At 65.3% G+C, this 18,306-nt stretch carries 21 protein-coding genes; 13 read left to right on the forward strand and 8 right to left on the reverse strand.

From position 1 onward, the window contains the following. Positions 1–218 precede the first annotated feature (218 nt). Entirely contained in the window at positions 219–1,136 is a 918-nt protein-coding gene (locus AC1DS5_RS20475) for a LysR substrate-binding domain-containing protein (protein WP_477720097.1), read from the forward strand. 71 nt (positions 1,137–1,207) lie between these two features. Here the strand turns inward: AC1DS5_RS20475 and AC1DS5_RS20480 are convergent, their stop codons facing one another. The 3 genes from AC1DS5_RS20480 to AC1DS5_RS20490 form a co-directional block, all read right to left on the reverse strand. Beyond that, positions 1,208–2,179, reverse strand: a complete 972-nt coding sequence (locus tag AC1DS5_RS20480; RefSeq protein ID WP_477720098.1) for an ROK family protein — start codon at positions 2,177–2,179, stop codon at positions 1,208–1,210. Positions 2,180–2,198: 19 nt separating this feature from the next. Further along, a complete protein-coding gene (locus tag AC1DS5_RS20485) occupies positions 2,199–2,393 on the reverse strand; it encodes a DUF2905 domain-containing protein (RefSeq protein ID WP_011484968.1) in 195 nt (64 codons plus the stop codon). Between the two features lie 227 nt (positions 2,394–2,620). Beyond that, the gene (locus AC1DS5_RS20490) at positions 2,621–3,832 is read right to left on the reverse strand and encodes a class I SAM-dependent methyltransferase (RefSeq protein WP_477720099.1); all 1,212 of its coding nucleotides are present in this window, start codon (positions 3,830–3,832) and stop codon (positions 2,621–2,623) included. A gap of 65 nt (positions 3,833–3,897) precedes the next feature. Here AC1DS5_RS20490 and AC1DS5_RS20495 point away from each other — a divergent pair, with 65 nt between their 5' ends. The 6 genes from AC1DS5_RS20495 to AC1DS5_RS20520 all read left to right on the forward strand — a co-directional run bounded on the left by AC1DS5_RS20495 (position 3,898) and on the right by AC1DS5_RS20520 (position 8,810). Beyond that, positions 3,898–4,665 carry an SDR family oxidoreductase gene (locus AC1DS5_RS20495; RefSeq protein WP_477720100.1) on the forward strand — a complete coding sequence of 256 codons (768 nt, stop codon included), beginning with the start codon at positions 3,898–3,900 and terminating at the stop codon, positions 4,663–4,665. 60 nt (positions 4,666–4,725) lie between these two features. Further along, entirely contained in the window at positions 4,726–5,097 is a 372-nt protein-coding gene (locus tag AC1DS5_RS20500; protein WP_477720101.1) for a dihydroneopterin aldolase, read from the forward strand. A 20-nt stretch (positions 5,098–5,117) separates the two neighbouring features. Beyond that, a complete protein-coding gene (ttcA, locus tag AC1DS5_RS20505) occupies positions 5,118–6,068 on the forward strand; it encodes a tRNA 2-thiocytidine(32) synthetase TtcA (RefSeq protein ID WP_477720164.1) in 951 nt (316 codons plus the stop codon). A gap of 59 nt (positions 6,069–6,127) precedes the next feature. Then, positions 6,128–6,748: a DUF4136 domain-containing protein gene (locus tag AC1DS5_RS20510; RefSeq protein ID WP_477720102.1), complete on the forward strand. Its 621-nt coding sequence runs from the start codon at positions 6,128–6,130 to the stop codon at positions 6,746–6,748. A gap of 179 nt (positions 6,749–6,927) precedes the next feature. Then, on the forward strand, positions 6,928–7,611 hold the full coding sequence (locus AC1DS5_RS20515; protein WP_477720103.1) for a histidine phosphatase family protein: 684 nt from the start codon (positions 6,928–6,930) through the stop codon (positions 7,609–7,611). Between the two features lie 17 nt (positions 7,612–7,628). Next, entirely contained in the window at positions 7,629–8,810 is a 1,182-nt protein-coding gene (locus AC1DS5_RS20520; RefSeq protein WP_477720104.1) for a DSD1 family PLP-dependent enzyme, read from the forward strand. Between the two features lie 118 nt (positions 8,811–8,928). Here the strand turns inward: AC1DS5_RS20520 and ruvB are convergent, their stop codons facing one another. Then, on the reverse strand, positions 8,929–9,993 hold the full coding sequence (gene ruvB, locus AC1DS5_RS20525) for a Holliday junction branch migration DNA helicase RuvB (RefSeq protein ID WP_477720105.1): 1,065 nt from the start codon (positions 9,991–9,993) through the stop codon (positions 8,929–8,931). A gap of 127 nt (positions 9,994–10,120) precedes the next feature. Further along, positions 10,121–10,693, reverse strand: coding sequence for a Holliday junction branch migration protein RuvA (gene ruvA / locus AC1DS5_RS20530; RefSeq protein ID WP_011484977.1), 573 nt, complete (start codon positions 10,691–10,693; stop codon positions 10,121–10,123). 84 nt (positions 10,694–10,777) lie between these two features. Here ruvA and AC1DS5_RS20535 point away from each other — a divergent pair, with 84 nt between their 5' ends. Both AC1DS5_RS20535 and ybeY read left to right on the forward strand, forming a co-directional pair. Further along, positions 10,778–11,791 (forward strand): PhoH family protein, encoded by a 1,014-nt coding sequence (locus tag AC1DS5_RS20535; protein ID WP_477720106.1) that lies wholly within the window; start codon positions 10,778–10,780, stop codon positions 11,789–11,791. Next, positions 11,781–12,245, forward strand: a complete 465-nt coding sequence (gene ybeY, locus AC1DS5_RS20540) for an rRNA maturation RNase YbeY (RefSeq protein WP_477720107.1) — start codon at positions 11,781–11,783, stop codon at positions 12,243–12,245. Before AC1DS5_RS20535 ends, ybeY begins: the two co-directional genes overlap by 11 nt. Before the next feature lie 50 nt (positions 12,246–12,295). On the opposite strand, the gene dtd is transcribed toward ybeY, so the two are convergent. From dtd to AC1DS5_RS20555, 3 genes are all read right to left on the reverse strand, one after another. Then, the gene (gene dtd, locus AC1DS5_RS20545; RefSeq protein ID WP_477720108.1) at positions 12,296–12,760 is read right to left on the reverse strand and encodes a D-aminoacyl-tRNA deacylase; all 465 of its coding nucleotides are present in this window, start codon (positions 12,758–12,760) and stop codon (positions 12,296–12,298) included. 68 nt (positions 12,761–12,828) lie between these two features. Next, positions 12,829–13,596 carry a substrate-binding domain-containing protein gene (locus AC1DS5_RS20550; protein ID WP_477720109.1) on the reverse strand — a complete coding sequence of 256 codons (768 nt, stop codon included), beginning with the start codon at positions 13,594–13,596 and terminating at the stop codon, positions 12,829–12,831. Positions 13,597–13,668: 72 nt separating this feature from the next. Then, complete coding sequence (locus AC1DS5_RS20555; protein ID WP_477720110.1) at positions 13,669–14,583, reverse strand: cation diffusion facilitator family transporter; 915 nt, start codon at positions 14,581–14,583, stop codon at positions 13,669–13,671. 55 nt (positions 14,584–14,638) lie between these two features. On the opposite strand from AC1DS5_RS20555, the gene AC1DS5_RS20560 reads away from it, so the two are divergent. From AC1DS5_RS20560 to AC1DS5_RS20575, 4 genes are all read left to right on the forward strand, one after another. Continuing rightward, positions 14,639–16,099 carry a sensor histidine kinase gene (locus AC1DS5_RS20560; RefSeq protein ID WP_477720111.1) on the forward strand — a complete coding sequence of 487 codons (1,461 nt, stop codon included), beginning with the start codon at positions 14,639–14,641 and terminating at the stop codon, positions 16,097–16,099. Beyond that, positions 16,096–16,824: a response regulator transcription factor gene (locus AC1DS5_RS20565; RefSeq protein ID WP_477720112.1), complete on the forward strand. Its 729-nt coding sequence runs from the start codon at positions 16,096–16,098 to the stop codon at positions 16,822–16,824. Before AC1DS5_RS20560 ends, AC1DS5_RS20565 begins: the two co-directional genes overlap by 4 nt. Positions 16,825–17,068: 244 nt before the next feature. After that, positions 17,069–17,560 carry a GlcG/HbpS family heme-binding protein gene (locus AC1DS5_RS20570; RefSeq protein ID WP_477720113.1) on the forward strand — a complete coding sequence of 164 codons (492 nt, stop codon included), beginning with the start codon at positions 17,069–17,071 and terminating at the stop codon, positions 17,558–17,560. A gap of 16 nt (positions 17,561–17,576) precedes the next feature. After that, positions 17,577–18,293: an ankyrin repeat domain-containing protein gene (locus AC1DS5_RS20575; protein ID WP_477720114.1), complete on the forward strand. Its 717-nt coding sequence runs from the start codon at positions 17,577–17,579 to the stop codon at positions 18,291–18,293. Positions 18,294–18,306 lie beyond the last annotated feature (13 nt).

The raw sequence follows: 18,306 nt of genomic DNA on the forward strand, positions 1-18,306 counted from the left end.
TCCTTTTGGGTTCGGGTTTGGGTCTTAAGGTCTTTGGTCTCTGTATCAATCTCATGGGAAGGCGTCTTGCGGTTTCACATCGAACCAAGGCCATGAGGACTCCGCTGCATACCGCGCACCCGTCTTTCTGGTGAAGCCATGTTCGCGCTCTTTTCAGACATTGACAAACGATAGGTGTTCATGAAAAGATGAACTTCATTCATGAATCAAGGAGCAGTATGAGGCGCGCCCCGAATTTCGTCCTGCTGCGGGCGTTTGAGGCTGCGGCCAGGCTGGAAAGCTTTACGCTTGCCGCGCGTGAATTGCACCTGACCCAGTCGGCGATCAGCCACCAGGTGCGAGAACTGGAGGACTATTTCGGCCGACCCCTTTTCATCCGGCGCAACCGTCGCGTCGAACTGGTGCCGGAGGGGCGGCGGCTGCTTGACAGTCTTTCGCGGGTGTTTGATGTCATCGAGGCGGCCTGCGACGAGGTGGCGCTGGCACCGCGCGCGCAGGTGCTGGCGCTGCATTGCGCACCCAGCTTTGCCGCCAAATGGCTGGGGCCCCGCCTGCCCGAATTCATGCAGGCCCATGCCGACATCACCATCCGGCTGACCTCGGGCGCAGAACCTGTCGACCTCACCCGCATGCGGGAAATCGACGTCGCGATTGCCTACGGGCGTGTGCAGGAACGGGCGGGCGTGCTCTCCATCGCCCTGGGGCGCGAGCGCATCGTTCCCCTGTGTGCACCGCAACTGGTGGATGGCACGCGTCCCATCAGCCAGCAAATCGGTGACCTGGTCCTGATCGACTCCCAGCTCAGCGCCATCACCTGGCCTGGCTGGTTTGCGCGCAACGGGCTCACGCTGCCTGCGCGGCCCCGGCCGTCGTTCGACCGCGCCGCGCTCTCCATTTCGGCCGCCGTCGACGCCATGGGCGTCGCCCTGGAAAGCGTCCGTCTTGCCGAGCGCGAAATCTCCCGCGGCGAACTGGTCGAACTGGGAAGGGACATTTTTTGTCCCATTGCGGAAGAAACCCACTTTGTGTCCTGCCGGGTGAATGAGCAGCACATGGAAAAGGTCAGGCTTTTCCGTGAATGGCTTTTCAAGGCGGCAGGCGTCGATATGGGCCGGGGCAACGCGCCCATTCCTTGAAGGCGGATACCTGGGGTGATTTTGAGTCGAGCCCCAAGGCCGTCAAGCCGGCCCCGATGGAGTGCGGTGGGCTAACTGACCAGCGCCAGAGCCCCGAAATCGCCGACCCGCTCACCCAGGCCGGCAGGCACCAGCGTGCATCCGCTGGTCAGTGCCGGCAGTTTGCCGGCAATCTGCGCCTGCAGGCGCGGCAGCAGGTAGTCGCGGTGATGCCAGAACACGCTGCCGCCCAAGCTGATGCGCTCCAGGTCCAGCGTGATGATGAGGTTGTACAGCGCACGTCCCATGACCCGGCACAACTCATCCACCATCGCAACGGCGGCAGCGTCACCCGAGCGCGCCTTGGCCAAAATGCTGGCCGCATCCGCGGCGCCTCCCGAGGAGAAACGCCTGGCGATGGCATTGCCGGCCACCAGTCCTTCGAGATCGCCGATGTTGCCGCAGCCGCACAGCGCATCGTCGTTGTCGCTGACAAACATGTGCCCGGCATGGCCGGCATTGCCGTGCTTGCCGCGCAGGACGCGGCCGTCGACACACAGGCCGCAGCCAATGCCGGTGCTCCAGGTGACATAGGCGCAGTTGCCCATGCCTTGCAGCGCACCCCAGCGGCGCTCGGCTTCCAGCGCGCCTATGCCATCGTTTTCAATGCGCAGCGTGGTGGAGGTGCCGCGAAACTTCTCGCGCAACGGCGCCTCCAGCAAGGCACTGCTCCAGTCGTTGGGCAGGCCGCGCGCCGGCCCCGCCAGGCCGCCGCAGATGTTGGGTGCCGCGAGCTCAATCATGCCCGCCTTCATCACAAACGGGCCGCAGGACGACACGCCCACATCCGTGATGTCACGCTCGCCGATGCCGGCTTGCGCGCAGGCCTCGCCCAGCATCCGCAGGATCTGCCGTGCGACGGCGTCCGGCGTGCCGGTCTTGGCGGTGGGCTCGGAGCGGCGGGCCGACAGCGACGAGGGCTGCGGCACCGCGTGGGGTTCGGTCAAACCGGCCGTCAGGCTGATCGCTACCTTGGTGCCTCCCAGATCCACGCAGGCTTTCATGGCAGGCCTCTCACATTCCTCAGATCAACTGGGCAATCAGGCTGGCGACAAAGCTCAGCAGGATCGTGGTGGTCAGCGGGATAAACCATTCCCGCCCAAACAGGCGAAAGCGCAGGTCGCCGGGCAGCTTGCCAAAGCCCAGTTTTTGCAGCAGCGGGCTGAACCAGCTGATGAAAACCAGTGCAAGAAAGATGACGATGAACCAGCGGATCATGTTGCTAGTTTAGGGGTAATACGGTTCAGTGAGCACACCGCGTGCAGTGACGACCATCTCCTTCCCCCGCTGGGGGAAGGCCGGGATGGGGGCTCACGACGTGGGCGTCGAGCCACCGTGCTTATCTGGTCGTCGCTGGCCCCCACCCCAACCCTCCCCCGGAAGGGGAGGGAGCGGCAAAAGCCCTGTAACAAGCCCTGTAACCACCGGCAGCCCCCCGGGACGGGCTATAGGGTATGCGTACGGTCACCAGCGGAAAAACCCATGGGTTCCCACGGCGCACCTTTTGAGAATGCGATGACCTTGAACAGCTCGCCCATCTCGTGCTCGGCAATCAGCTTCTGCACCATGGCGCGCTCGGCGAGGTTGGTACTGTCAACGCCGCCTTCCATGCCCTCCAGCAGCCCGCAGTTGAGCAGGAAACGGCCCTGGCTGGTGTAGCCCAGCACCTGCAGGCCGGCGTCCTGCCCGGCCAGTGCGATGCCGGTGAAGTTGACATGGGCGGTGATGTCCTTGCTGCCCACATCCAGCAGCGCATCGGTGTCCGCCAGGTGGCCGCGATGGCACATCACGGTGCCCATGCTGCGCTGCGGATGGTAATACTCATGCTCGGGAAAGCCATAGTCCAGCAGGAACACCGCGCCCGCTTCCAGCCGGTCGGCCAGCGTGCGGATAAAACCTTCGGCCTGCGGGTGAATTTCGGTGAGGTAATCATGGCTGCCGGCCACTTCCAGCGGTGGCCGCAACTCAGTGCGCTGGTCGGCCCAGGTGAAGCGTTCTTCGTGCGTTTCCCGACGGGCCGCCCCTAGGGAAACACGGCCCCCTTCGGGGGGCAGCGAAGTACGCGAAGCGACAAGCGTGGGGGCCATGACCACGCCGCGCTCATGCCAGGCGGCGTTCAGCCGTGACAGCAGCTTCACCGGCATGGCATCCAGCACCTCATTGCCCACCACCACGCCGCGCATCTGCGGCGGCAGCTCGGTCGCCCACTGCACCTTGCTGCCGTGCGCCGCCAGCCGTTCACGCTGGCGCGCCTGCAGGCTGCCGGACAGGTCCACGATGGTGTAGCGCTCCACCAGCGGCCCCAGCGCGTCCAGAAGCTGCTGCGCCAGAGCGCCGGAGCCCGCGCCGAACTCCCAGATTTCCGAGGTGCCGGTGGCCTGCAGGGCCTGCGCCAGCTGGCGCGCCAACGCCTGGCCAAAACGCGGCGTGAGCTCGGGCGCCGTCACAAAATCGCTGCCACCGCCGCTGGTGCCGCCGGGCATCAGGCCGAATTTGCGGGAATCATTGGCGTAGTAGCCTAGGCCAGGTGTGTAGAGCGCCAGCGCCATGAACTGGTCGAAGCCGATCCAGCCGCCAGCATCGCCAATAGCCTTGGCAATGTGGGCCTGCAGCCCGGTCGTTAAAATGGGGGGGTGGCTGTTGTTTGTCACGCCCATGATTGTCGGCGATACCGCCCTGGCCCCGCAGCAGCCCCTACCCCAAAAACCCAACCTCCAGCCTGATGACCGCAACCCCCTCCCTCCCCGTTGTTCTCGTGACCGGCGCCGCCAAGCGGCTGGGCCGCGAGATCGCGCTGGCGCTGGCGGCCGGCGGCTGGCAGGTGGCGGTGCATTACCGCGGCTCTGAAGAAGATGCCCTGAAAACGGTCGCTGATTGCACCCGTTTGTCGGGGGCTGCCGCCGCTTTTCAGTGTGACCTGGAGCAGGAAGCCGGCGTTCGCGCCCTGCTGCCCCACGTTGCCGCGCATTTCGGCCGCGTTGACGCGGTGGTCAACAACGCCTCGACCTTTGAGCAGGACAGCGCCGCCAGCTTTGGCTTTGCCGCCCTGGACAAGCACCTGCACAGCAATACCGGCGCGGCCATCCTGCTGGCCCAGGCGCTGCACGCGCATGTGAGTGCCCGCAACGCCACTGGCGCCGTCGTCAACCTGCTGGACCAGAAGCTGTGGAACCAGAACCCCGATTTCTTCAGCTACACCCTGTCCAAGGCAGCGCTGGAAGCGGCCGGCACCATGCTGGCGCTGGCCCTGGCGCCACAGGTGCGCGTGGTCGGTGTGGCGCCCGGCCTCACCCTGACCAGCCACCTGCTGAGCGACGAGCAATTCGAGGCGCGGCACAAGCTCGCGCCGCTGGGCCGCTCCTCCACGCCGGCCGACGTGGCCGCCGCGGTGAAGTTCGCGCTGGAAAACAGTTCCATGACAGGCACCACCCTGCTGGTGGACGGCGGCCAGCACCTGATGAAATTCGAGCGCGATTTCTCGTTGATGTGAACGCAAACGCTGCAAAACCGCCTGCACACCCCGGCCCCAATCACTCAGACTGCCCCCCCCATGTACAACACCCTAGGCACCCAGATCCTGACGCTCACCGGTTTGCGTTTTGACGCCAACCTGGGCATTCTGGATCACGAAAAAACCGCACCGCAACCGATCCAGGTTGATGCCGAACTGAGCCTGGGCACGCAGCCGCTGCTGCCCAGCGACGACGACATCATGCATGTGCTGGACTACCGCAAGGTGCGCCAGATCATCATCAACGAGTGCACGGCCGAGCATGTGAACCTGCTGGAAAGCCTGATCGGCAAGCTGGCGCACCGGCTGATGCTGCTGCCCGGCGTGCTGGGGGTGCGGGTGAAGATTGCCAAACTTGAAATTTTTGACGACTGCGAAGTGGCGATTCGCATCGAGACGGGACAGTGGTGAACGACATGGGAGCCAACGACATGAACGCCGTGTGGGACGAGGCTGTTGAACGGCACGAGCGCGAAGAGAGTTCCGCGCGCGTGCAGAACAGCATGAAAATCGAGCGCGAGGACCACAAGCTTGAAAAGCGCCTGTGCCGCGAAGTCGGCCGCGCAATTGTCGACTTCAACATGATTGAAGAGGGCGACAAGGTCATGGTGTGCGTCTCCGGCGGCAAGGACAGCTACGCCATGCTCGATATCCTGCTGAAACTGCAAAAACGCGCGCCCATCAGGTTCGAGCTGATCGCCGTCAACCTGGACCAGAAGCAGCCCGGTTTTCCCGAGCATGTACTGCCTGACTATCTGGGCAAGCTCGGTGTGCCGTTTCACATTGAAAACCAGGATACCTACAGCATCGTCAAGCGCGTGATTCCGGAAGGCAAAACACTGTGCTCGCTGTGCTCACGCCTGCGGCGGGGCATTTTGTACCGTGTGGCGGGCGAACTCGGCGCGACCAAGATCGCGCTGGGCCATCACCGCGACGACATGCTGCAGACTTTTTTCCTGAACATGTTTTTTGCAGCCAAGCTCAAGGGCATGCCGCCCAAGCTGGTCAGCGATGACGGCAAGAACATTGTGATCCGGCCCATGGCCTATGTGCCTGAAAAAGACCTGACGCGCTGGGCCCAGGTGCGTGACTTCCCCATCATTCCCTGCACGCTGTGCGGCAGCCAGGAAAACCTGCAGCGCAAGCAGGTCGGCAACATGCTGCGCGAGTGGGAGAAAAAGCACCCGGGGCGGCTGGAGAACATGTTTTCCGCGTTGCAGAACATCGTGCCCTCCCACCTGATGGACAGCAAGCGCCATGACTTCAAAAACATCCGTACCACCGGTGTTGCCGATGCCGAGGGGGACAAGGCTTTTGATGCCGAAGAATTCAGCGAGCCCCTGCGCCCCGGCCTGTCCGTGATCGACGTCACGTCGCTGTAGGCATGAAAGTCTTCAGCACAATCCGTTTGCACCTGATCACTTGATGTCCTTATAAGACTATGAGACGAGTATTTTTAGCTATCATTTCAGTCGCATTTCTCGCCCTCCTCACGGTGGGCTGCTCGACCACGCGCCTGGTCGATAGCGACGTCACGGCTTTTTCAAAATGGAACGCCGCGCCACCCCGTCCCGGCACCGCGTACCGGTTTGAACGCCTGCCCTCGCAGCAGGCCGTCGGGGCGCAGCAGGACCATGTTGAGGCGATGGCGCGCACGGCCCTGTCCCGGGTGGGCATGGAACTGAACCCGGCTGCGGCGCGCTACAGCGTGCAGGTGGTGCTCAACACCCAGGTCGTGGACCGCGGGCTGTATGACGGTGTGGGTTATGACGGTTTCGGCTTTGCGACCCCGGGGGTCTTTATGGCTGGCGGCAACCGTGGCGCATCGGTGGGCCTGTCATTTCCGATGCGTTTTCCGGAGCCCCCTTATTTCAAGCGCGAACTGGTCGTGTTGATGCGCGACCTGACGACCCAGCAGGCGGTCTTTGAAACCCGGGCACTGCACGATGGCGTCTGGAGTGACTCCCTCAGCGTACTGCCCGCCATGCTGGACGCCGCACTGCGCGGCTTTCCCGAACCGGCGCCGGGCAGACGCCGCATTAATGTTGAAATCCCCAAATAAATGAGGCCCCCACGTTCACTCACTGCGTGTAGCTCTCTGCCCCCCGAGGGGGCCGCTGCGCCTGCGGTCTGGCAAAGCCAGTCCCGCGGCCCCGGCTTGGTCTGGATTGAAGCCCCACGCTTGTGGCATTCCGTTCGCCCTGAGCCTGTCGAAGGGCACCCGCCAAGGAATCCCGCCCAATGACTGAAGCTACCCGCATCATTGCCATTCGCCATGGTGAAACCACCTGGAATGTGGACGCGCGCATTCAGGGCCACCTTGACATTCCGCTCAATGACACCGGGCACGGCCAGGCCAGGCGAATGGCCCAGGCGCTGGTGGACGAACCGATCACCGCGATCTATGCCAGCGACCTCAGCCGGGCCCGGGAAACCGCCGGCTACCTGGGGCATGCCGTGGGTGTGGAGGTGATCAGGGAGCGCGGGCTGCGCGAACGCTGCTTTGGCGAGTTCGAGGGCAAAACCTTTGCCGAAATCGAGGTGCTGCTGCCCGAGCAGTCCCTGCGCTGGCGCAAACGAGACCCTGAATTCGCCCCGCCTGGCGGCGAATCGCTGCTGGACTTGCGCCGCCGCGTGGTGGGCACCGCAGAGCGGCTCGCCGCGGAACACCCGGGCGAGCTGATCGCGCTGGTCGGTCACGGCGGCGTGATGGACATCCTCTACCGCGCAGCCACCCGGCAGGACATCCAGGCCCCCCGCACCTGGGCGCTGGACAACACCGCCATCAACCGCCTGCTCTGGACGCCCGAGGGCTTCACGCTGGTGGGCTGGGCCGATACCCGGCACCTGAACGGTGACGCATCCCATGACAACCGATTTACCGACGACGCCGCCCCCGCTCCCGGCGCCGCCAACACCCAATGAGTGAATCCCCGCACACCATGAGCACATCGTCTTCCCGTTTGTCCGACCTGATAGGCAAGCCCGTCACCGAGGTTGATACACCCGCCCTCGTCATTGACCTGGATGCGATGAAGCGCAACCTGGGCCGCATGGCCGAATTTGCGAGAAAGCACAGCATCCGCTGGCGCCCCCATGCCAAGATGCACAAGAGCGCGGCGCTCGCCAAACTGCAGATCAAGGCCGGCGCGGTGGGCGTATGTGTGCAGAAGACCGCCGAGGCCGAGGCCATGGTGGCCGGCGGGGTGTACGACGTCTACATCAGCAACGAAGTCATTGCGCCTGCCAAGCTGGCGCGGGTGGCGGCACTGACGCAGAAGGTCGCGCCGCATGGCGGCAAGCTGGCCATTGCGGTGGACAGCACCCAGGGCGTGAACCGGCTGGCGCAGGCCATGAACGAGACCAGGGCCGGCAGCGGCGTGAGCACCATCATTGACGTGTTCGTCGAAATCGACGTCGGCCAGGGCCGCTGTGGTGTGGAGCCCGGAGCCGCCGCGGTGACGCTGGCGCTGGAGATCCGCAAACACCCGGCCCTGCGCTTTGCCGGCCTGCAGGCCTACCATGGCAAGGCCCAGCATATTCGCAGCGCGCAGGAGCGGCGCGACGCGATTGCCCAAGCCGCAGCCGCCGTGCAGCGCACGCGCGAACTGATCGAAGCCCAGGGCATCGCCGTCGGCTTGGTCACCGGCGGCGGCACCGGCAGCTTTGTGCTGGAGGCAGCCAGCGGCGTTTATGGCGAATTGCAGGCGAGCTCCTTCCTGTTCATGGATGTCGACTATGCGAAAAACGAGCGCGACCCGGCGCAGCCGCAGTTCGAGCACGCCCTGTTTGTCAAGACCCAGGTCATCAGCACCCGCAGCGGCCATGCCGTGTGCGACGCCGGCCACAAGAGTCACGCCATCGATTCCGGCCTGCCGCTGGTGCATACCCTGGATGGCGAGGATGCGCTGGAATATTTCAACGGCGGTGATGAGCATGGCATCTTGCGGCCCGCCGCGGGCGGCTCGCGCCTGCCGGGGCTGGGCCACATCCTGTGGCTGATTCCCGGCCACTGCGACCCGACCGTCAACCTGCACGATGTGATGATTGCGGTGGGCGGTGGCCTGCGCCGGGGCATTGTGCAGCGCATATTCCGGGTGGATGCGCGGGGCGCGCTGACCTGATACCTGACCGTCCCGCGCTTGATGCAGCGGGATTTGCAGCCCGCAACAAACCGCTACAGGCCATCAGCGAACGGGAACCCGCGCGCCGAAACGCGCGCCAGCCGCCCGTGCAGCGCCGTCAGGTAAACATGTCGTTGCCGCTCACCGGGGGCGCCACGCCGAGGTGGCGGTAGGCGGCCAGCGTGGCAATGCGGCCGCGCGGCGTGCGCTGCAGGTAGCCCTGCTGAATCAGGTAGGGCTCGATCACATCTTCAATCGTATCGCGCTCTTCGCCAATGCTGGCGGCAATATTGTCCAGCCCCACCGGGCCACCGTCAAAGCGGTGGATCACGGCTTCGAGCAGCTTGCGGTCCATCACATCAAAACCCTGCGGGTCCACATCGAGCATAGCCAGGGCCTTGTTGGCAATGTCCAGCGTGATCTGGCCCGTGCCCTTGACGTCAGCATAGTCGCGCACGCGGCGCAGCAGGCGGTTGGCAATGCGCGGCGTGCCACGTGAGCGGCGTGCAATCTCAAAACCGCCCTCCTCGTCCAGGGGGGCATTGAGCAACTTGGCGCTGCGCTTGACAATGCGCGCCAGCTCTTCGGGGGTATAAAACTCCAGCCGCGCGACGATGCCAAAACGGTCGCGCAACGGATTGGTCAGCATGCCGGCGCGCGTGGTGGCGCCCACCAGCGTGAAGGGCTGCAGATCGAGCTTGATGCTGCGCGCCGCCGGACCTTCACCGATCATGATGTCAATCTGGTAGTCCTCCAGCGCCGGGTAGAGGATTTCCTCGACCACCGGGCTCAGGCGATGAATTTCGTCGATGAAGAGAACGTCGTTCTTTTCCAGGTTGGTCAGCAGCGCCGCCAGGTCCTTGGGTTTTTCGAGCACCGGGCCCGAGGTCTGGCGCAGATTGACGCCCAGCTCATGCGCAATGATGTGGGACAGCGTGGTCTTGCCCAGGCCCGGCGGGCCGAACAGCAGCACATGGTCCAGCGCCTCGCTGCGTTTCTTGGCCGCGCCAATGAAAATCTCGAGTTGTTCGCGCACCTTGGCCTGGCCGACGTACTCGTCAAACAGCTTGGGCCGCAGCGCGCGCTCGATCGCTTCCTCATGGGGCGAAGCGGGCGCGGCCGACATCACGCGTTTGGCGGGCGGCAGGTCGGCTGCGGAAAAGTCGTCGGTCTGAATGGTCATAAGGCCCCCACGCTTGTCACTGCGTGTACTGCGCTGCCCCCCGAGGGGACCGCTGCGCCTGCGGCCCGGCAAAGCCGGTTCCGCGGCCCCTGCTTGGGTAGAAGAGAGCCCCCACGGTCGCTCATTTTCATTTCGCCAGCGCCTTCAACGCCAGCTTGATGCCATCGCTGACGCCGATATCCTTGGGCAGGGCCTTGAGCGCGAGCGCGGCGTCACGGTCACTGTAGCCCAGCGCCACCAGCGCCTGCAGGATGTCGGACTGGCTGTCGCTGCTGACACTGACCTGCACGCCGATGTCGGCGCCCAGCTTGCCCTTGAGTTCAAGCAGCAGCCGTTCGGCGGTTTTCTTGCCGATGCCGGGCACCTTGATGATGCGGCCGGCCTCCTGGTGGGTCACGGCCTGGGCGAGCTCCTCGACGCTCATGCCGCTGAGCACGCTGAGCGCGGTGCGCGGGCCGACGCCCGAAATCTTGATGAGCTGGCGAAACGCGGCGCGCTCGGTGGCGCTGCCAAAACCGTAGAGGATTTGCGCGTCCTCGCGCACCACAAAATGGGTCAGCAGGCTGACTTTTTCACCCAGCCCCGGCAGGTTGTAGAAAGTGCTCATAGGCACCAGTACCTCATAGCCGACGCCGTTGCAGTCCACCAGGACTTCCGGTGGATTTTTTTCGGCCAGCTGGCCTGAGATTCTTCCGATCATGGCCAAATCTTATCAGTCAGGCAGGCGCGGAAATTTGGGGGGACAATCTCGCGAGAACCCACCCCTTTCAGAAAAAGCCGCGCCTTGATCCTTCGCTACACCTTCACGCCGCCCAACAACACCCGCATGGGGCATCTGTGCGGGCCCATGGACTCCCATATCCGCACCATCGAAGCCGCGCTGCAGGTGACGATTGCGCACCGCTTTGAGCAGTTCAAGATCGACGGCGCCAAGGTCAGGGCCCAGCAGGCGCTCGAGGTGCTGCAGGCGCTGTACGAGATGGCCCAGCGGCCCATCGCCGAGGAAACCGTGCAGCTCATGCTGGCCAGCGACACCCCGATGAGCGCGGCGCCCGACGGCGCCATGGCGCTGTCGACGCGGCGTGCCGACCTGCGCGCCCGCACCACCAACCAGGGCCAATACCTCGAGAACATTGCCAACCACGACATCACCTTTGGCATTGGCCCGGCCGGCACCGGCAAGACCTACCTGGCGGTCGCCTGCGCGGTCGATGCACTGGAGCGCAGCACCGTGCAGCGCATCGTGCTGACGCGCCCGGCCGTGGAGGCGGGCGAGCGCCTGGGCTTTTTGCCGGGCGACCTGAGCCAGAAGGTCGACCCCTACCTGCGCCCGCTCTATGACGCGCTGTATGAACTGATGGGCTTTGAACGCGTGCAAAAAGCCTTTGAACGCCAGCAGATCGAAATTGCCCCGCTGGCTTTCATGCGCGGCCGCACGCTGAACCACGCCTTTGTGATCCTGGACGAGGCGCAGAACACCACGCCCGAGCAGATGAAGATGTTTCTGACCCGCATCGGCTTTGGCGCCAAGGCCGTGGTGACCGGCGATGTCAGCCAGGTCGATTTGCCGCGCACGCAGCTCAGCGGGCTGATCGACGCCGAACGCGTGCTGCGGCGTGTCAAGGGGATTGCGATCACGCGCCTGACCAGCGCCGACGTGGTGCGGCATCCGCTGGTGGCGCGCATTGTGGACGCCTACGACAAACAGGGCAGCCCCACCGTGGCCTCGGTGGATGCCATTGACTCAATAGCACCCATCACCCGCCCCTCCAGGGCGAGGAGCCGCAATGGCTCCTGATTTTCCGCTCAGGCAGCTCGACCTTTCCCTGCAGTTCGGCCAGTTTCCCGGCATCGCCCGCCACCGCGCCGCCCTGCCGCGCCGCCAGGTGCAGCGCTGGATCAGCCATGCGCTGAAAACCGATGCCGAGATCACGGTGCGCATCGTCGATGCCGAAGAGGGCCAGTCGCTCAACCGCGACTACCGGCGCAAGGACTACGCCACCAACGTGCTGACCTTTGACTACACCCGGGAACCCGTGGTGACCGCCGACCTGGTGCTCTGTGCTCCGGTGGTGGAGCAGGAAGCCCGCGAACAGGGCAAAACGCTAGAGGCGCACTACGCCCACCTGCTGGTCCACGCGACGTTGCATGCGCAAGGCTATGACCACGAGACCAACGAGCGCGACGCACTGGAAATGGAAACACTGGAGATCCTGCTGCTGGCCGCGCTGGGGTTTGCCAACCCTTATTGACGTGGCGGGTGGGCCCTGGAACTGGTCCAGGTCCAGGCTCAGGCTCAGGCTCAGGCTGTCGGATTGATCTGCAAGGGAATGGTCACCGGCCCGTCATTGACCAGGTGCACCTGCATGTCAGCGGCAAACTGCCCGGTTTGCACGTCAGGATGCGCCGCCCTCGCCTGCGCCACAAAATAATCGTAAAGCCGGCGACCCTCCTCGGGGGCGGCGGCGCCGGTGAAGCCGGGCCGGTTGCCCGCCGACACATCGGCAGCCAGCGTGAACTGGCTCACGATGAGCAGGCCTCCAGAACTTCCCTGTCCGTTCACGTCCTGCACGCTGCGGTTCATCTTGCCGGCCTCGTCTGAAAAAATCCGCAGCTTCAGGATTTTGGCGAGCAGTTTGTCGGCCTGCGGCTCGGCATCCCCACGTTCGGCACACACCAGCACCAGAAGCCCCTGGCCGATCCGGCCCACGGTGTCGCCGGCAATCACGACGCGGGCCTCGGCCACGCGCTGCAACACGGCCTTCACGCAATAACCTTCATGCCATGGCCTTCATGCCATGGCCTTCATGTCGAATGCATCAGGGCGCATTGGCATCAATCGGTCACGCCTGCAGCCACAAACAGCGGCTTGCCCACCGGCCCCGACAGAAAAGTGACGAACTGCTGCGCCAGTTCCTGCTGTTGGCCGGAAACCAGCGGCGCGGCGGTGTAGGAGGTGTAGTTCTGCCCCTCGGCCGGCACCGGGCCGACGAAGCGCAGGCCCTTGTCCTGGTACAGCAGGATTTCAGTCATCGCGCCAAAACCAACCTCGCGGCCCTTGCCCTTGATGACATGTTCCATGACGGCTGCACCGTCGGTGTAACGGGTGGTCTTGCCCTCCACCTGCGTGTAAACGTCCATCTTCTTGAGCAGGCCTTCCAGGTAAAGGCCGGTGGACGCGCGGTTGAAGACCAGCGAGTCGGCCTCGAGCACGGAACGCCTGAGCGCATCGGCATTTGCAATGTCCGGCAGCGGCGCCCCGTCACGCACCGCCACGCCCATGCCCACCCGGCCGACATTGGCACGCGTTTCCGCCAGCTTGCTGGCAGCGGCAAACTCGCCGATCACAGCCGGTGGTGCAATCACCACATCAAAGGCCGGGTTGCCATCCATGCGCTTGCGCAACTCGGGCGCGGTATTGAACGTGATGCGCGCCACATGGCCCGTCTGCTTCTGGAAGGCCGCCGCGGCCGCCTTGAGGCCGGGCTCGATGGCTCCGGCGCTGAGCACGGCAATCTCCGCGGCACCAGCGGTGCCCGCAAGGCCAGCCACCGCGAACAGGGTGAAGGCCAGGGTTGTCAATACGGCACGGACACGGTTCATGGGAGCTCCTGAAAGGAAGGGACTGCAGGCGCCCAGCGCAGCATGGGCCGAAGTTTATCTGCACAAGACCGATCAGATGAGATCAACCTCGTCATCAAAGTGAGCTTCCACGTCGCTGGGCAGCAGCTGGATGGTCGCGCGCAGCCCGGGCACGGCGCTCATCAGCGCCTGCTCGACGCTGGTGCGCACGGCGGCCGCGCGGCCCAGCGACCAGCTGGCCGGCATGTGCATGTGCAGGTCCACAAAACGGCGCTGGCCGGAGCGGCGCGTAGTCAGGTGGTCAAAGCGGATGGTGTGGTGCTTGAACTCTTCCAGTGTCTTGTGGATGTCGGCCAGCACCTCGGGTTCGACCGCCTCATCCATCAACCCCTGGGACGAACGCCACATCAGCCGGGCGCCTTCCCACAGAATGTTCAGGGCCACGCCGAAGGCCACCACCGCATCGAGCCACAGCCAGCCGGTGACCAGCACGGCGCCGATACCAACCACGACGCCGACGGAGGTCCAGACATCCGTCACCAGGTGCCGGGCATCGGCTTCCAGGGCTATTGAGCGATGGGCCCGGGCCGAGCGAAACATCACCCATGCCAGCAGGCCGTTGAGGCCGGAGCTGACAACCGACAGCGCCAGGCCCCAGCCGAGCTGCTGCAGGGGCTGCGGGTCAAAAATGCGGTGCCCCGCAGCCCAGATGATGGCCACGGCAGCGCCAATGATCAGCGCGCCTTCAAAGCCGGACGAGAAATATTCGGCCTTGTGGTGGCCGTAGGGATGGTCCTCGTCGGCCGGCCGCTGCGCGATGGTGACCATGGCCAGGCCAAACAGGGCACTGGCCAGATTGACAAAGGATTCCAGCGCATCCGACAGCAGGCCCACCGAGTCGGTGATGTACCAGGCGCCGGTTTTCAGCACGATGGTGATCGCCGCCACCGCCACGGAGGCCCTGAGCAGGCGTTGCGGCGTCAGAAATTTCAGGTCCAGTCGGCTCATGCGTTCATTGTCAACGATGCCGGACCCCGCCAACAAGCTATGCAAGAATGCGGCGATGCTCCAAGTGCGACAACGTTGGCTGGTCTGGGCCCTGCTCTGGTGCGCCATCACGGCGCTGGGCTGCGTGGCGCTGGCGCGCCTGGAGCTGGCCCAGCTGCGCGACAACTTTGAAACCGACGCACGCATCGCGCACCGCCTGCTGAGCCAGCGCGTGGTGCAGCACGACGCCGTCATGGCCACGCTGGCGCTGCTGCAGCCCGCGGCCGACGCATCCCGGCCCGAGCAGCGCCTGCCTTCGGTCTACCCGCAGATCATCGGCGTGCATCGTCAGGACCGCGAGGCCATCTGGCCGGATGAACGCCTGCGCAATGCGGCGACCCTGTCGCGGGCCCTGCGCAGGCCGGTGCTGGCGGAGGCGGACCTTGCCCGCGGCCGCTACCAGCTGGTGCTGGCGGCCGAGCCCACAAGCTACGCATTGCAACTGGACTTGCGTGCCGTGGTGCCCTGGAGCGAATGGCCCATGGCTCCCGACACCAGCCCGGTGCGCGTCACGCTGGAGCATCAGGGGCAGATTTTTGTGCTGCAGCCGGGCCATGACCAGGCGGGCGGCTGGCGCTTTGAATTTCACAAACACCTGGCCGCCGAGAGCCAGCCATTTGATGTGGTGGCCCTGCGCCAGGTCGGCTGGGGCGAGCTGCCGTGGGGCTGGATGCTGGCCTGGGCCCTGCTGGTGGCCGCCGTGCTGGTGGCCTGGCTTGCCCTGCTGCGCCAGCGAACCGCACGCCGGCGCGCCGAGGAGCTGCTGCGGCTGGGCCAGGTGGGGCGGCTGAACACGCTGGGAGAACTCGCAGCCGGCATGGCCCACGAGCTGAACCAGCCGCTGACCGCCCTGCTCGCCAACACCCAGGCCGCCGGCCGGCTGCTCAACGACAACCCGCCCGAGCTGGACAGCGCCCGCGCCGCCATGGCCCAGGCCGTGGAGCAGGCCCGCCGTGCGGCGGACGTGGTGGGCCGGCTGCGGCGCGCGGTAGAACGCCCCGGTCTGGCTGCGCCGGCGCAGCGGGTGGTGCTGCAGGGCGCGGTGCGCAATGCGCTGTACCTGCTGGAGCCCGAATTCAAGCGCCGCGAGGTGACGCCACAACTGGAGATGCCGTCCGCCCCCGTCACGGTACTGGCCGAGCCGGTGGCGCTGGAACAGATCATCCACAACCTGCTGATGAATGCCCTGCAGGCGCTGGAGCAGGTGCCTGCCGGTGAACGCCAGCTCAATGTGACGCTGCGCTCGGCCGACAGGCAAGGGGTGGTGACCATCACCGACTGCGGACCGGGAATGGCAGGCGACGTGCTGCCGCGCATTTTCGAGCCCTTCTTCACCACACGCGACACCGGCCTCGGGCTGGGGCTGAGCCTGTGCGAAACGCTGGCTACCAGCATGGGCGGCAGCCTGGCGGCGGCGCACAACGCACCGCGCGGGGCCGTGTTCAGTCTGTCTTTGCCCCTGGCGGTCACACCATGAAAGAACGTTCAGCCCCTCCCGGAACGCCGCCCGGCGGGAAGCCGGCCCTTCCCCGGGAAAGGGAAAGAAGCAACGGACCGCACGACGGGAAAACGGTGGGGGCCCTGCTGTCGCCCCTGATTCACCTGATCGATGACGACGAGGCGGTACGCAGCAGCCTCGCGCTGCTGATCAGCACGGTCGGCCTGCGGGTGCAAAGCTGGAGCGACCCGCAGGCCTTCATCAGCGGCTTTGACCGCCAGGGCATTGGCGCCATCGTGCTCGACGTGCGCATGCCCGGCATCAGCGGCCTGGCCGTGCTGGACACGCTCATGGCACAGGGCGTGGACCAACCAGTGATCATGCTGACCGGGCACGGCACGGTGGACATGTGCCGCCGCGCCTTCAAGTCCGGCGCGGCTGAATTCCTGGAAAAACCGGTCAATGACGAGCAACTGCTGGAAGCGCTGCAAAACGCGGTACGCCAGCATGTGAAGTCGCGTGAGCGGCGCCAGACCGACCGGCAGGCGCAGGAACGCTTTGCGCAGTTATCGGAGCGCGAACGCGAGGTGCTAGGCCTGATCGTCGCCGGCCTGACCAACAAGGAAATCGGCCGGGCGCTGGATGTGTCGCCGCGCACCGTGGAAACCCACCGCGCCAACCTGTTTGCCAAGCTGGAAGCCGAGTCACTGGCGCAGCTGATCCGGCAGTATGCGACGCTGGCAGACGAAGCCGACGGTCGATAGGTATTCACCGAAAGCCAGTCCAAGCCGCGGAACCGGCTTCGCCGGGCCGCAGGCGGGCGGCCCCCTCGGGGGGCAGGGAGTTACGCGAAGCGAAGGACCGTGGGGGCAGTATTTCTACGGAGCCTGGCGCGTAACCCTACGAATGGGCAAAACAGCGGCCATTTCTTAAAGTTCTCCCACGGTTGATCGAACCGCCTTGAACGGTTTTTGAACCGTTTCCAACAACTACTTTCCGGAGAACACCATGCGCAACATCATCAAAGCTTCCGCTCTGGCCCTGTCCCTCGCAGCCACCGCGGCCAGCGCCCAGGCCGTACGGACCGAAAAAAACATGTCCCTAGAGCTGGCCAACCAGATTGCCGCCGCCAGCGTGGCCGCCTGCGCTGCCAACGGTTACGCGGTTGCCGCCACGGTGGTGGATCGCGCGGGCACCGTGCGCGCCGTCCAGCGTGCCGACAATGCCGGCCCGCACACGCTGGGCGCCAGCCTGCAAAAGGCGTTCACCTCGGCCTCGGCCAAAAACAACACCCAGGCCATGATGGAGGTTTCGCAAAAGAACCCCGGCGCGGCCAATCTCGGTGACATCCCCGGCTTCCTGATGCTGGGCGGCGGCGTGCCGGTCAAGGTCGGCAATGAAGTCATAGGCGCCGTCGGCATCGGTGGTGCGCCCGCCGGCAACCTCGACGAACAGTGCGCCGTGGCCGCGCTGGACAAGGTCAAGGACCTGCTGAAATAAGCACCGGAGCGCCAGCATGAACCGACGCCCTGCCGGACTGCTCCTGAACGCCCTGGCGCTGGCCGCTGCCTGCGGGCTCGGCGCCCTGGCGAGCGCGCCTGCGGCGGCTCAGGTGGCCCCGAGCGCCACCGAAGTCGCGCACTACAGGGGCCTGCACGCCGCCGCCCACCAGGGCGATGTGGCCCGCATTGACAAGCTTGCCTCGGCCAAAGCCGATCTCGATGCCCGGGATGGCAATGGCCGCACACCGCTGCACGTCGCCACCTTTGCGAGGCAGCAGGGCGCGATTCGCGCGCTCGTCAAGGCAGGCGCCCACATTAACCTGCTGGACCACGACGTCTACGATGGCGTGACGATTGCCTCGGTCGCCGATGACGAGGAAACGCTGCGCGTGCTGCTGGCCCTGGGCGCCAGCGCGAAGCAGGTGACCAGCCGTTATGACGGCACCGCACTGATCGCCGCCGCCCATCTGGGGCATGACGGGGTGGTCCGGCAGCTGATTGCCGCCGGCGCGCCGCTGGACCATGTGAACAACCTGCACTGGACGGCCGTGATCGAATCCATCGTGCTGGGCAATGGCGGCGCCCGCCACCAGGCCACGCTAAAGGCCTTGATAGACGCCGGGGCCAACCTGCAGCTGACCGACCGGCAGGGCAACACACCCTTGCAGCTGGCCCGGTCACGCGACTACGGCGAGATGGTGAAGATGCTGGAAAAGGCTGGCGCGAAGTAGTCGAGAGACGGGC

The organism is Polaromonas sp. P4_H1 (assembly GCF_056400945.1).

Excerpts from the sequence above, each read along its gene's own strand:
- AC1DS5_RS20475 (WP_477720097.1), top strand. The coding sequence starts at position 219 with ATGAGGCGCGCCCCGAATTTCGTCCTGCTGCGGGCGTTTGAGGCTGCG.
- AC1DS5_RS20480 (WP_477720098.1), bottom strand. The coding sequence starts at position 2,179 with ATGAAAGCCTGCGTGGATCTGGGAGGCACCAAGGTAGCGATCAGCCTG.
- AC1DS5_RS20485 (WP_011484968.1), bottom strand. The coding sequence starts at position 2,393 with ATGATCCGCTGGTTCATCGTCATCTTTCTTGCACTGGTTTTCATCAGC.
- AC1DS5_RS20490 (WP_477720099.1), bottom strand. The coding sequence starts at position 3,832 with ATGGGCGTGACAAACAACAGCCACCCCCCCATTTTAACGACCGGGCTG.
- AC1DS5_RS20495 (WP_477720100.1), top strand. The coding sequence starts at position 3,898 with ATGACCGCAACCCCCTCCCTCCCCGTTGTTCTCGTGACCGGCGCCGCC.
- AC1DS5_RS20500 (WP_477720101.1), top strand. The coding sequence starts at position 4,726 with ATGTACAACACCCTAGGCACCCAGATCCTGACGCTCACCGGTTTGCGT.
- ttcA (WP_477720164.1), top strand. The coding sequence starts at position 5,118 with ATGAACGCCGTGTGGGACGAGGCTGTTGAACGGCACGAGCGCGAAGAG.
- AC1DS5_RS20510 (WP_477720102.1), top strand. The coding sequence starts at position 6,128 with ATGAGACGAGTATTTTTAGCTATCATTTCAGTCGCATTTCTCGCCCTC.
- AC1DS5_RS20515 (WP_477720103.1), top strand. The coding sequence starts at position 6,928 with ATGACTGAAGCTACCCGCATCATTGCCATTCGCCATGGTGAAACCACC.
- AC1DS5_RS20520 (WP_477720104.1), top strand. The coding sequence starts at position 7,629 with ATGAGCACATCGTCTTCCCGTTTGTCCGACCTGATAGGCAAGCCCGTC.
- ruvB (WP_477720105.1), bottom strand. The coding sequence starts at position 9,993 with ATGACCATTCAGACCGACGACTTTTCCGCAGCCGACCTGCCGCCCGCC.
- ruvA (WP_011484977.1), bottom strand. The coding sequence starts at position 10,693 with ATGATCGGAAGAATCTCAGGCCAGCTGGCCGAAAAAAATCCACCGGAA.
- ybeY (WP_477720107.1), top strand. The coding sequence starts at position 11,781 with ATGGCTCCTGATTTTCCGCTCAGGCAGCTCGACCTTTCCCTGCAGTTC.
- AC1DS5_RS20550 (WP_477720109.1), bottom strand. The coding sequence starts at position 13,596 with ATGAACCGTGTCCGTGCCGTATTGACAACCCTGGCCTTCACCCTGTTC.
- AC1DS5_RS20555 (WP_477720110.1), bottom strand. The coding sequence starts at position 14,583 with ATGAGCCGACTGGACCTGAAATTTCTGACGCCGCAACGCCTGCTCAGG.
- AC1DS5_RS20560 (WP_477720111.1), top strand. The coding sequence starts at position 14,639 with ATGCTCCAAGTGCGACAACGTTGGCTGGTCTGGGCCCTGCTCTGGTGC.
- AC1DS5_RS20565 (WP_477720112.1), top strand. The coding sequence starts at position 16,096 with ATGAAAGAACGTTCAGCCCCTCCCGGAACGCCGCCCGGCGGGAAGCCG.
- AC1DS5_RS20570 (WP_477720113.1), top strand. The coding sequence starts at position 17,069 with ATGCGCAACATCATCAAAGCTTCCGCTCTGGCCCTGTCCCTCGCAGCC.
- AC1DS5_RS20575 (WP_477720114.1), top strand. The coding sequence starts at position 17,577 with ATGAACCGACGCCCTGCCGGACTGCTCCTGAACGCCCTGGCGCTGGCC.